Here is a 12,675-nt window from a genome sequence, read left to right on the forward strand (position 1 = left end):
ATCCGGGTGATTCGAACCCGCCGCAGGACCCGAGCAGTCCGCGGGGTGATACCGCACGCCTGAATGGCCGAATGTCACACGGGTTCGATCCAACTGAACCTGTGTGACATTCGGCCGAGTGAGGCGCCGGTGGGCGGGCGTGGCTCTAGCCGATCGGCACCCGCGTCGTCTCCGGCAGCGCCGGTTCCTCGGTCGCGCGCGCATAGACGGTCTCGCCGGGCGCGAGACCGAGAGCGCGTGCGTCGCCGCGGGTGACCTGCGCGGTGAAGTCCTCACCGGTCGCGGCGTTGCGCAGCTCGACGCGGACCTCGAACCCGAGGTGCACGACCCGCTCCACCGTCGCGCGGGTGACACCCACGGACCCGGCGGTGCCCGCGTCCTGGGCGCGGGCGAGATCGGGTTCGCGACCGAGACGGATGTCGTGCGGCCGCACCAACTTTCCGTTGAGCCTGGAGACATTGCCCAGGAACGACATCACGAAGTCGTTCGCGGGCCGGTCGTACAGGTCCCGCGGGGTTCCGACCTGCTCGATGCGGCCCCGGTTCATCACGGCGATCCGGTCGGCGACGTCGAGCGCCTCCTCCTGATCATGGGTGACCAGCACGGTGGTCACGTGCACCTCGTCGTGCAAGCGGCGCAGCCACGTGCGCAGGTCGGCGCGCACCTTGGCGTCGAGCGCGCCGAACGGTTCGTCGAGCAGCAGCACCTTGGGATCGACGGCGAGGGCGCGGGCCAGGGCCATGCGCTGGCGCTGGCCGCCGGACAGCTGTGCCGGATAGCGTTGCTGGAACCCGTCGAGCCCGACGATGCCGAGCAGTTCGTCGACGCGGCGGCCGATTTCGGTCTTGGGCCGCTTGCGGATCTTCAATCCGAACGCGACGTTCTCGCGGACGGTCATGTGCTTGAACGCCGCGTAGTGCTGGAAGACGAAACCGATGTCCCGCTTCTGCGGGGTCACGCCGGTCACGTCGTCGCCGCCGATGCGCACGATGCCGTCATCGAGGGTTTCCAGTCCGGCGATGGACCGCAGCAGCGTCGACTTACCGGACCCCGAGGGTCCGAGCAGCGCGGTGAGCGACCCGGACGGGATCTCGATGTCGACGTCGTCGAGGGCCGCGAAGTCGCCGTAGTTCTTTCGTGCGCCCGTGACGGTGATCATCTGGTACTCCTCTTGCGGTCGAGCAGGGTCATCAGCAGCAGCACGATCACGGCGATGGCCATGAGCAGGGTCGCGGCGCAGTAGGCGCCGAAGGTGTTGTGGTCGTCGATGTAGCGGGAGTGCACCAGCAACGTCAGGGTCTGGGACACGCCGGGGAAGCCGGACGAGACCATGATGACAGCCCCGAACTCGCCGAGCGCGCGGGCGACGGTGAGGACCACGCCGTACGTCAGGCCCCACCGGATCGAGGGGAGGGTGATGCGCCGGAACGTCTGCCAGCCGTTCGCGCCGAGTGTCGCGGCGGCCTGCTCCTGTTCCTGGCCGATCTCGTGAAGCACCGGTTCGACCTCGCGCACGACGAACGGCAAGGTGACGAAGATCGTGGCGATCACCATGCCCGGTAGCCCGAATATCACCTTGAATCCGAGGGATTCGACACCTCCGAACCACCCGCCGGCACCCCACAGCATGATCAGGGCGACACCGACGACGATCGGCGAGACGGCGAACGGCAGGTCCACCACGGCTTGCAGCAGCCCGCGGCCGCGGAACCGGCCGCGCACGAGCGCAAGTGCGACGACGACACCGAACACGACGTTGACGGGCACCACGATGGCGACGATCAGCAGCGACAGGTTCAACGCCGAGATCGCCGCGGGCGTGCTGATCGACTGGAGGAACGCACCCACGCCGTTCTCGAATGTGCGGTAGAGGATCACCCCGATCGGAACGAGCAACAGGACCAACAGGTAGGCGAGTGCGATCGTCCGCAGCGAGATTCGCGTCCACGGGGAGACCTTCATCGGTCCTCCTCCTCCCGGCGCAGGCTGCGTCCGGCTGCCAGGCGCAGCACGAACAGCACGACGAAGGCGATGAGCAGCAGTGCCACGGACACCGCGGCAGCGTTCACCGGGCGGTCGATCTCGATCTGCTGCTGGATGTACTGCGACGCCACCTGGGTCTCGTACGGGATGTTACCGCCGATGAGCACGATCGATCCGTATTCGCCGAGGGCACGGGCGAACGCGAGCCCGGCACCGCTGACGACAGCCGGGGTCAGCACGGGCAGTACCACGGACCGGAAGATGGTCAGGTTGTTCGCGCCGAGGGACGCCGCGGCCTCTTCCACCTCTCGGTCCGCTTCGAGGAGCACCGGCTGCACCGAACGCACCACGAACGGCAGCGTCACGAATGCCAGCGCGACGACGAGCCCCGGCTGGGAGGCGTTGAGATGGATACCGATCGGGCTCTCCGGCCCGTACAGCGCCAGCAGCACAATGCTCGCCACGATGGTGGGCAGCGCGAAGGGCAGGTCGATCAGGGCATTGACGAACTTCTTGCCCGGGAACTCGTCGCGCACCAGTACCCACGCGATGAGGGTGCCCATGACCACGTTGACGACCGCGACGATTGCGGAGACGACCACGGTGATCCGCAGCGTCGCCAGCGCGGCCGGGGCGGTGACGGCGTTCCAGAAGCCACTCGGACCGTCGGCGAACGCCTCGGTGGCCAGCGCCGCGAGCGGCAACAGAACGATGACGGACAGCCACAGCACGGCCACTCCGATGCCGAGCGGTCCGACCGTGCCGGTGGCTGCACGCAGCGGAGTGCGGCGGCGCGCCGCCGGGGCGGGAGCCGGCCTCGATCCCACCCCGGTGGCGCTGTCGGTGATACTCACTGTCCGGGCTCTACTTCGTGGCGTTGTCGTAGATCACGGCGATCGAGCCGGTCTCGGCCTTGAACAACTGCTCGTCGACGGCCTTCCAGCCGCCCAGGTCCGCGATCGTCCACAGCTTCGCCGGCTGCGGGAAGTCGGCCGCGAACTCCTCCGCCACCGCGGGGTCGACGGGACGGAAGCCCGCCTCCGCCCACAGACGCTGCGCCTGCGGGGTGTAGAGGAAGTCCGCGAACGCCCGTGCCTTCTCGGCGTTCTTCGAATTCGTGAGCACTGCAGCCGGATTCTCGATCTTGAAGGTGGTGGGCGGGGTGACGTGCTCGACAGGGTCGCCGTTGCGCTCGATGAACAGCGCCTCGTTCTCGTAGCTGAGCAGCACGTCGCCGGAGCCCTGCAGGAACGCCTCGGTGGCCTCGCGACCGGACTTGGGCTGGATCTTGACGTGCTCGTTCACGAGTGTGGTGACGTAGTCCAGACCCGCCTGCGGGTTCGCGCCGCCGTCGCTCTTCGCCGCGTAGGGGGCGAGCAGGTTCCACTTGGCCGAGCCGGAACTGAACGGGTTGGGCGTGACGACCTCGAGGCCGGGCTGCAGCAGGTCGTCCCAGTCGGTGATGTTCTTGGGGTTGCCCTCGCGCACCACGATCGTCACCACCGAACCGAAGGGAATTCCGTTGTACGGACCGGAGTTCCAATCGGCCTCGACGAGCCCGGCGTCGACGAGACGGGTGATGTCCGGCTCGACGGAGAAGTTGACGAAGTCCGCCTCGGCGCCGTCCTTGACCTTCCGGGACTGATCGCCGGAGGCGCCGTAGGACTGCTGGAACTCGACGTCCGCACCCTCCTCGGTGGCCTGGAAGGCGGGGATCAGCTTGTCGAATCCGGGCTTCGGCACGGCGTACGCGTACAGGTTGATCGTGCCGCCGGAGCCGTCGCCGCTGCTCTCACCTCCGCCCACGGTGTCGCTGGATCCGCCGGAGCACGCGGTCAGCACGGTCGCGCCGAGGGCGGCGAGGGCGGTGACGAACAGACCCGAACGTCTCTTCATGAGGTGATGCCTTTCCTGCAGGAGTGTCTCTGTGCGAGACCGGGGGAGGACCCGGGCACACCGGTTCGAGGAGACGCTTCGCAGGACGGACGAAGGTGGCGGAGACGTGGACCCGAACGAGTCGGGCCGACGAATGTCACGCCGGACGGGGCGACGCGACTCCTCGGCAACCGGGGGCGGCAACGATGCCGCAAGGGTTGGTGACGGGAGTCAGCGACGACAGTCGACGTCGGCGACCGCGCGCACGCCGACAGCGATCAGCGCCAGTTCATGGCGGACGCGAGGCACGGCGGTAGCGGACACGCGGCAGACTCTAGCAGAGGCACTCGGCCTGTTCGGCGGTGTCGCCCGGAAGCGCGCGCAGTCCGGTGACGCGACCGCCGCCCCCGCCGCCCATCGCGTCCATCGCCTCGCCGAGGAGCAGGCAGCCGGCGAACACGACACCGCCGACGGTGAGAACCGTGGCGTACATCTTGTCGATCACGATCTGCCTCCCGGCGGGTTCCGCGGTGTCGCGAGTGGTCGTGCTCCAGCGTGACGCGGGATCGGCGCCCCGAACTGTCCGGATTCTGGACAGCGACCCGACCCGCGTCACGGCACTGTGCGCGCGCCGGGCGAGCCCTCGCCCCCCTCGGCCGCGGCGACCCCGAGCATCAGCCGCGTGATCTCTTCCCGGTCCGACGCGCCGGGCAGGCCCCAGCCGGGCTGGTAGCCGTACATTTCCGCGAGCGTGATCGCGCGGCGGTTGCCGTCCGCCACCTCGACGTCGGTCGGGGTGATCAGACCGGGATGCGCGACGCCGCACGCCTCGGCCAGCTTGAAGATGTCCCGGCGCAGCGCCCGGATGTAGTTGGCGGCGCGCACCGACTTCAGCTCGACGTCGAGGCCGCGCTCGAGCCACGGGTTCTGGGTGGCGACGCCCGTCGGACACCGGTCGGTGTGGCACTTCTGGGCCTGGATGCAGCCGATCGCGAGCATCGGCTCCCGCGCGATGTTGACCATGTCGCAGCCCAGGGCCATCGCCACCACCGCGTTGTCGGGCAGTCCGAGCTTGCCGGCGCCGATGAACGTCACGTCGTCGCTGAGGCCCGCCTCCGTGAACAGCTTGTAGACCCGGGCGAAGCCGCTGCGGAAGGGCAGCGAGACCGCGTCCGTGAACACGAGCGGCGCGGCGCCCGTGCCACCCTCGCCGCCGTCGATCGTCACGAAGTCGACGCCGCGGTCGGAGTTGCACATCGCGTCGACGAGGTTCTGCCAGAACGCCATGTCGCCGACCGCCGACTTGATGCCGACCGGCAACCCGGTCTCGTGGGCGATCAGCTCGATCCAGTCGAGCATGCTGTCGACGTCGTGGAACGTGGTGTGCCGCGACGGGCTGACACAGTCGCGACCCTCCGGGATGCCGCGGATCTCGGCGATCTCGGGGGTCACCTTGGCTCCGGGCAGCAGGCCGCCGAGGCCGGGCTTGGCACCCTGGCTCAGTTTGATCTCGATCGCCCGCACCGGCGCCGACTCGACGACGGCCTTCAGCCGGGCCAGGTCGAACCGGCCCTCCTCGTCGCGGCAGCCGAAGTACGCGGTGCCGATCTGGAAGATCAGGTCTGCCCCGTTGCGGTGGTAGCGCGACAGCCCGCCCTCGCCGGTGTTGTGCAGGCACCCGCTGGCGGCGGCACCGCGGTTGAGCGCCGAGACGGCGGCCCCGCTCAGCGAGCCGAAGCTCATCGCCGAGATGTTGACGATCGACTGCGGCCGGAACGCCTTCGCCCGCCCGCGCGCCCCGCCGAGGATCTTCGCCGACGGGATCCGCAGCTCCTCCCCGGCGTGCGGCGCCGCCGACGGCGGGGTCTCGGAGAACGTGCGGTGCTTGATGATCGTGTAACCGTCGGTGTATTCGACGTCGTTGTCGGTGCCGAAACCGAAGGTGTTGTTCACGAGTTTCGACGACGCGTACACCCAGCGACGCTGATCGCGGGTGAAGGGGCGCTCCTCGTCGTTGCCGGTGGTGATGTACTGCCGCAACTCGGGACCGACCGCTTCGAGCAGGTAGCGGCCGTGCCCGACGACGGGGAAGTTGCGTAGCAGCGCGTGGCGTCGCTGCAGCAGGTCGTACGAGGCGACCGCGGCCATCGCCGCGGCGGGGATTCCGAGGGCTTTCGACCACTTCATGGGGCCACCGTACGACGCTGCCGCGATGCCCGCCGACCTTCGTGAACGCGGTTTCGGGAGCGGGCCGGGCGGGTAGGCAGTGCACCGACACGCGTGCGCGGGGCACCCGGGCGCGCGGACACGGTGTGGACGACCGCGGACACGGTGTGGACGACGAGGGGCCGGCGATGCGCAGACACGATCGGGACTACGACGAGCGCGACCTCGAGGTCGACGACGCCGAGGATCACGCCGCGGGCCCGACCGCGGTGGCGGTGTCGCTGAAGCGGTCCCTCGAACGGATGGGACCGATCCGGACGGCGCAGACGCTGTTGCGGCTGAACCAGGCCGAGGGCTTCGACTGCATGAGCTGTGCGTGGCCCGATCCGGACCCGGGACATCGATCGGTCGCCGAGTTCTGCGAGAACGGTGCGAAGGCGGTGGCGGAGGAGGCGACCCGGCGCCGTGCCACTCCCGAGTTCTTCGCCGCACACAGCATCGCCGACCTGGATTCGCACAGCGAGCACTGGCTCGGCCGGCAGGGCCGCATCACGCATCCGATGATCAAGCGGCCCGGCGCCACCCACTACGAGCCGATCGACTGGGACGAGGCGTTCGCCCTGATCGGTGCGGAACTCGAGGCGCTCGACAGCCCCGACGAGGCGATCTTCTACACCTCCGGGCGTGCCTCGAACGAGGTGGCATTCGCCTACCAGCTGTTCGCCCGGGCCTTCGGCACGAACAACCTGCCCGACTGCTCCAACATGTGCCACGAGTCCACCAGCATCGCGCTGCAGGAGTCGATCGGCATCGGCAAGGCGAGCGTCACGCTCGACGACGTGTACCACGCGGAGCTCATCGTCCTGCAGGGCCAGAATCCGGGGACGAACCATCCGCGCATGCTGACCGCCCTCGAGAAGGCGAAACGCAACGGCGCCACGATCCTGTCGATCAACCCGCTGCGCGAGGCGGGCCTGGTCAACTTCCGCAATCCGCAGACCCCACGCGGGGTCGTCGGCCGCGGCACCGACCTGTCGGACCTGCACCTGCCGATCGCGCTGAACGGCGACCTCGCGCTGCTGCAGGCGTTCGGTTCGCTGCTCGTGGAATGGGACGCGCTCGACCACGAGTTCATCGAACGGCACACCCACGGTTTCGAGCAGTGGCGCCACCACGTCGCCGGCGTCGACTGGGACGTCGTCACCACCGCCACGGGGCTGTCGCGGGAGCAGATCACCGAGGCGGCGACGCTGCTGCGCGACTCGCGCGCGACGGTGTTCTGCTGGGCGATGGGCCTGACCCAGCACCGCAACGCGGTGGCCACCATCAAGGAGGTCACCAACCTGGCCCTCGCGCAGGGCAACATCGGCAAGCGGGGCGCGGGTCTGTTCCCCGTGCGCGGGCATTCGAACGTGCAGGGCGACCGCACCATGGGTATCTGGGAGCGGCCGCCGGCCCACTTCCTCGATGCGCTGCAACGGGAGTTCGGCTTCGATCCGCCGCGCGAGAACGGCTTCGACACCGTCGACTCCATCCGGGCCCTGCGCGACGGCCGGGCCCGCTTCTTCATGGGGCTCGGGGGCAACTTCGTGCAGGCCGCGCCGGACACCCACGTCACCGCGGCGGCGATGCGCAGGGCCCGGATGACGGTGCAGGTCTCCACCAAGATCAACCGGTCGCATCTCGTGTGCGGCGAGACGGCGCTGATCCTGCCGGCCAAGGGCCGCACCGAGCAGGACGTGCAGGCGTCGGGCCCGCAGTTCGTGACGGTCGAGGACTCCACGTGCTCGGTCCACGCGTCCCGCGGACCGTTGCCGCCGGCGAGCGCGCACCTGAAGTCCGAGGTCGAGATCGTCTCCCGGATCGCCGAGGCCACGCTGGGGGACCGGTACGGCCTCGGCTGGAAGGCGATGCGCGACGACTACGGCGTCGTCCGCGGCCTGATCTCGCGGGTGGTGCCCGGGTGCGAGAGCTACGACGTGAACGTGCGGCGGCCGGGCGGCTTCGTCCTGCCGCATCCGCCGCGCGATTCGCGCTCCTTCCACACCGCCTCCGGGCGGGCCGAGTTCGCGGTCTCCCCGATCGACGTGCTGCAGGTGCCCCCGGGGCACGTGATCCTGCAGACCCTGCGGAGCCACGACCAGTTCAACACCACCGTCTACGGGCTGAGCGACCGGTACCGCGGCATCGAGGGCGGGCGGCGGGTGATCTTCCTGCACCGCGACGACATCGCCGCCCTCGGCTTCGACGACGGCGACCTGGTCGACCTGTTCACCCGGTGGGACGGCGACGAGCGGGTCCGGTGCGCGCGGTCGTTCCGGATCGTCGAGTACGACACGCCGCGCGGCTCGGCGGCCGCCTACTATCCCGAGACCAACGAGCTGGTACCGCTGGATTCGACTGCACGCCAGAGCAATTGCCCTACCTCGAAATCCGTCGTGGTGTCCTTGGCGCGCGCGGGCGAGCGCAGCGGCGAGTGCCCGGAGGACTCGCACCAGGGCCGCCTCGGGTCGGACTGGTCGCACAAGACCTGCCCGGACCCCGAGTACCTGTCCTGAGACCCGCTCAGCCGGCCCCGGTGTGCCGGGCCGCGGTACGCGAGTGACCGGCGCGGAACGCCGCCGGTGACGCCCCGTAGCGACGGGTGAACGCCTGCCGCAGCGTCTCGGCCGTGCCGAAGCCGCAGCGCGCCGCGACCGCCGTGACCGGCAGCGACGTGGTGGTGAGCAGGACGGCGGCGGACTCGAGCCGAACCCGGCGGACGTAGCGGGCGGGTGTGTCGTGCAGGTGGTGCAGGAACATCCGGGTGAGGTGCCGTTCGCTCATCCCGGCGCGCGCGGCGAGCGCGGCGGCCGACAGATCGCCGTCGAGGTGGGTGGTGATGTGGTCGACGAGGCGCCGCATCCCGCGGTCCTTCGGTTCGGGGGCCGTGGTGAACATGCTCATCTGCGCCTGGTTGCCCGGCCGCTGCAGGTAGGTGACGAGGGCCCGGGAGACCCGGCGGGCCATGTCGGGGCCGTGGTCCTCCTCGACGAACGCGAGGGCGAGGTCCAGGGCGCTGGTCACGCCGGCGGCGGTGGCGACGTGCCCGTCGCGCACGAAGATCGGCAACGGATCCACCTGCACCTGCGGATACCGCGCGGCGAGCCGATCGGCGAACGCCCAGTGAGTGGTGGCGCGACGGCCGTCGAGCAGACCGGCGGCCGCGAGGACGGAGGCGCCCGTGCACACGGACGCCACCCGGCGGCTGTCCCGCGCCAGGCGGCGCACGTGGCCGACGAACCGGGCGTCGTCGGCCATGTCGATGTGCCCGAAGCCACCGGAGACCACGAGGGTGTCGAGCGTTCCGACGAGCCGCTCGAGCCGTCGCTGTCCGGCCAGCACGAGCCCGGTGTCGCAGGTGATCGCGGCCCCGCCGGGGGTGGCCAGCTCGACCCGGTACGCCGGGACCGCGCCGAACCGGTTCGCCGCCGCGAACGTGGTCGTCACGCAGGCGATGTCGAGCAGCTCCGCCCGGTCGTAGCCGACGACCACCACGAGTCGTTCGTCCACACCGTCGACCGTAACCGGAGCCGGGCCCGGACGCGACGTGTCCGGCGGACAGGGATCCCAAATTTCCGGACCTGTCCGGCGCCCGGGTCTCGCCCGGCCGGCCCCGGCCGCCGATCGTGGAGGCATCCCCCACCACTGCCCCCGGGAGACCTCATGGACACCACGACGGCCGTGAGCACGGCCCGCCCCGCATCGCGCCGCTCGGCCGGGCCGGCCTTCCTGGCGCAGCGCTGGCCGACGGTGGCGGCTCTTGCGTTCGCTCTGATCGGCACGCCCGCCGAGGCGAGCGTCGAGATCCTCACCGAGATGATGATGCTGCTGCCGTTCCTGTATCTCGTCACGGCCGTGCTCGACCGCCCGCGTGCGGTGTGGGTGGTGTTCCCGGCCTCCTACACGGCGTGGTTCGTGGTGCGGGCGCTGGACGTCGTGCCGTCGACGGTGCTGATCGGCGCCGCGGCGGCGGTCGTGGTCGTCGTGGGCGCGGTGCGCGGCCGGCTGCGCGACCGCCGTTTCCTCGTCCAGGCGGCCGGCATGGTCGCCTTCGGGGCGCTCGGCCTGGTCGCGCTCGCCGTCGATCCGGACGTAGCCCGGTACATCGTCGCGGCCGGATGGTTCCTGCACGGCGTGTGGGATCTCGTCCACCATCGGCTCCGCGTCACCGTGGACCGTTCCTTCGCCGAGTTCTGCGCCGTCCTCGACATCGCGGTCGCCGTCGCGCTCGTCCTCGTGTGAGACATCGGCATCGCGCTCACCGGGCGCGCAGCCGCAACCGGGTGTAGGTGAACGTGGCGTAGACGATGCCGAGGAGGAGCAGCATCCCGGTGGAGAGCAGCCACCACGACGGGGCGTGCTGCCACAGCACGTCGGCCTCGGCGGTCGGGTCCTTGGCACGCAGGTCGACGGTCGAGGCGGTCGCGGCATAGCCCCAGCGCGACGGCGACAGCCACGACAGCTGGGCGAGCACGGCGCGCCCGGTGATCGGAATCAGGCCGCCGCTGAGCACGAGTTGCACCATGACCGTCACGACGAGCAGCGGCATCACCTGTTCGCCGGACCGGGCGACGGCCGACAGGGCCAGGCCGACCACCACGCAGGCGCACGTGGTCAGCGCGATGTCGACGACGAGTTCGACGCTGCCGGAGGGGATCACGCTGCCGGGCCCGGGGGTGCCCTTGCCGACGAGGACGACGAGGACCAGCACGAGCGACTGCACGATCGCGGCGGCGCAGAACACCACGATCTTCGCGATCAGGTACGCCGAGGGCGCGAGCCCGGCGGCGCGTTCGCGGTGGTAGATCATCCGTTCACCGACGAGGTCCCGGACGGTGAGCGACGAGCCCATGAAGCAGGCGCCGAGGATCAGCAGGATGAGGATGAACGCCAGCTCGCCGGGCTCCGCCCCGGGGCTCGGTGGGCCGAATCCGTCGCTGCCGGGCACCAGGATCGACAGCCCGCCGAGGATGAACGGCAGCAGCGACAGGAAGACGAGGTAGCCGCGGTCGGCACGGATCAGCCGCATCTGCCGCCGGGCGACGGTGCTCAGCTGTCGGCGGCGGGAGGTATGGGCGGGGCGGCCCAGCGGCCCGGGGGCGGCGGCGGGGGGATGGTCGACGGCCGCGCTGCGGGCGAGGTGCTCGGCGTGCACCGCGTCGGGTTCGGCCGCGACGCGGGCGAAGATCTCCGCCCAGTCGGTGCTGCCGAGGGCGGTGCCGACCTCGCCGGGCGGCCCGACGTAGGCGGTCTTGCCGCCGGGGGCGAGCAGCAGCACCTGGTCGCACAGTTCGAGGTAGGACAGCGAGTGCGTGATGACGAGGACGACCCGGCCGGAGTCGGCGAGGCGGCGCAGCGTGGTCATGATCTGCCGGTCGAGCGCCGGGTCGAGGCCGGAGGTGGGTTCGTCGAGGATCAGCAGCGACGGCCCGGTGAGCAGTTCGAGGGCGACCGACGCGCGCTTGCGCTGGCCCCCGGAGAGGCGGTCGACGCGGGTGCCGGCGTGCTCGGTGAGCTGTAGCTCGGCGAGCACCCGGGCGATCACCTCGTCGCGGTCGGCGCGGGTGGTGTCCGGCGGCAGCCGCAGTTCGGCGGCGTAGCCGAGGGCCTCGCGGACGGTGAGTTGCCGGTGGAGCACGTCGTCCTGGGGGACGAGACCGATCCGGGAGCGCAGGGCCTGGTATTCGGCGTGCACGCTGTGGCCGTCGAACTCCACGACCCCGTCGGTGGGGTTGCCGGTGCCGGACACGATCTTGGCCACGGTGGATTTGCCGGCGCCGGAGGGGCCGATGACGGCGGTGAGCGTGCCGGGCGGCGCGGCCAGGGTGACGTCGTGGAGCAGTCGACGATTCCCGTCGATGGTCAGCCCGACGGCGCGGACCCGCAGGCCACCGGTCGCGGGAGCCACCACCTTCTCCCGGGGGACGAGGGTGCCGTCCCGGACGACGAGGTCGGTGTTGCCGATCGTCACGACGTCGCCCTCGGTGAGGGCGGCGCGGGTGATCCGGGTGCCGGCGACGAAGGTGCCGTTGACGCTGCCGAGGTCCTCGATCTCGAGACCGGACGGTCCGGTGCGCAGGGCCGCGTGCTGCCGGGAGGCCAGGACGTCGGGGACGACGACGGCGTTGTCGGCGGCGCGGCCGATCGACACGTCGCCGGGCCGGGGCGCGGGGCGGGGCCGGCGCAGCGGTCCGCGGGTGTCGCCGGCGCGGACCGCGGTCAGCTGGTCGAGCAGGCCCCATCTGCGTTCGCGGGTCGCCTCGGGTTCGGCGACGGAGATCCGGAGGTCGGGTCCCTCGGCCCGGTCGCCGAGCCTGGCGACGACGGTCCCGGTGACCCGGACCCGCTCCACCCGGCGGCCGTCGACGAAAAGCCCGTTCTTGCTGCCGGAGTCGACGAGATACCACCCGTCGTCCCAGTGCAGGAACGCGTGTTCGCGGGAGACCACCGGGTGGTCGAGGGTGACGTCCATCGATCGGTCGCGGCCGATGCGCACCGTCGCGCCGGGGCCGTAGCCGGCGCGTCCGTCGTCCCATTCGAGCAGGACCTGCGCGTGCCGGGTCTCCAGGTCGTCCATCGTCTCGGCCTTCCGTCAGACGTGTCCGCTCG

General features: G+C 70.7%; 10 protein-coding genes. 2 read left to right on the forward strand and 8 right to left on the reverse strand.

Annotated elements, in window-relative coordinates; all coding sequences use genetic code 11:
* Window positions 1-145: 145 nt before the first annotated feature.
* The 6 genes from JYA75_RS05330 to JYA75_RS05355 form a co-directional block, all read right to left on the reverse strand.
* Window positions 146-1,159 (reverse strand): sulfate ABC transporter ATP-binding protein, encoded by a 1,014-nt coding sequence (locus JYA75_RS05330; protein ID WP_029546667.1) that lies wholly within the window; start codon window positions 1,157-1,159, stop codon window positions 146-148.
* Window positions 1,156-1,962 carry a sulfate ABC transporter permease subunit CysW gene (gene cysW / locus JYA75_RS05335; RefSeq protein WP_050036132.1) on the reverse strand — a complete coding sequence of 269 codons (807 nt, stop codon included), beginning with the start codon at window positions 1,960-1,962 and terminating at the stop codon, window positions 1,156-1,158. Before cysW ends, JYA75_RS05330 begins: the two co-directional genes overlap by 4 nt.
* Window positions 1,959-2,810 carry a sulfate ABC transporter permease subunit CysT gene (gene cysT / locus JYA75_RS05340; RefSeq protein ID WP_082120333.1) on the reverse strand — a complete coding sequence of 284 codons (852 nt, stop codon included), beginning with the start codon at window positions 2,808-2,810 and terminating at the stop codon, window positions 1,959-1,961. The genes cysW and cysT overlap by 4 nt, the downstream gene beginning before the upstream one ends.
* A gap of 37 nt (window positions 2,811-2,847) precedes the next feature.
* Window positions 2,848-3,879, reverse strand: a complete 1,032-nt coding sequence (locus tag JYA75_RS05345; protein ID WP_006943619.1) for a sulfate ABC transporter substrate-binding protein — start codon at window positions 3,877-3,879, stop codon at window positions 2,848-2,850.
* 313 nt (window positions 3,880-4,192) lie between these two features.
* The gene (locus tag JYA75_RS05350) at window positions 4,193-4,363 is read right to left on the reverse strand and encodes a hypothetical protein (protein WP_006943616.1); all 171 of its coding nucleotides are present in this window, start codon (window positions 4,361-4,363) and stop codon (window positions 4,193-4,195) included.
* Between the two features lie 107 nt (window positions 4,364-4,470).
* On the reverse strand, window positions 4,471-6,045 hold the full coding sequence (locus JYA75_RS05355) for an FMN-binding glutamate synthase family protein (RefSeq protein ID WP_102800091.1): 1,575 nt from the start codon (window positions 6,043-6,045) through the stop codon (window positions 4,471-4,473).
* Between the two features lie 167 nt (window positions 6,046-6,212).
* Here JYA75_RS05355 and JYA75_RS05360 point away from each other — a divergent pair, with 167 nt between their 5' ends.
* Complete coding sequence (locus JYA75_RS05360) at window positions 6,213-8,582, forward strand: FdhF/YdeP family oxidoreductase (RefSeq protein ID WP_203329756.1); 2,370 nt, start codon at window positions 6,213-6,215, stop codon at window positions 8,580-8,582.
* Between the two features lie 7 nt (window positions 8,583-8,589).
* On the opposite strand, the gene JYA75_RS05365 is transcribed toward JYA75_RS05360, so the two are convergent.
* Window positions 8,590-9,639, reverse strand: a complete 1,050-nt coding sequence (locus tag JYA75_RS05365; RefSeq protein WP_037202103.1) for a helix-turn-helix domain-containing protein — start codon at window positions 9,637-9,639, stop codon at window positions 8,590-8,592.
* Between the two features lie 90 nt (window positions 9,640-9,729).
* Between JYA75_RS05365 and JYA75_RS05370 the strand changes: the two genes are divergently transcribed.
* Window positions 9,730-10,308, forward strand: a complete 579-nt coding sequence (locus JYA75_RS05370; protein WP_050036131.1) for a hypothetical protein — start codon at window positions 9,730-9,732, stop codon at window positions 10,306-10,308.
* Between the two features lie 16 nt (window positions 10,309-10,324).
* Here JYA75_RS05370 and JYA75_RS05375 read toward each other — a convergent pair whose 3' ends face one another.
* The gene (locus tag JYA75_RS05375) at window positions 10,325-12,643 is read right to left on the reverse strand and encodes an FHA domain-containing protein (protein ID WP_203329757.1); all 2,319 of its coding nucleotides are present in this window, start codon (window positions 12,641-12,643) and stop codon (window positions 10,325-10,327) included.
* Between the last annotated feature and the right edge of the window lie 32 nt (window positions 12,644-12,675).

The sequence above is a fragment of the Rhodococcus sp. PSBB066 genome (genome assembly GCF_017068255.1).
In the GTDB taxonomy this organism is placed as follows: domain Bacteria; phylum Actinomycetota; class Actinomycetes; order Mycobacteriales; family Mycobacteriaceae; genus Rhodococcus; species Rhodococcus aetherivorans.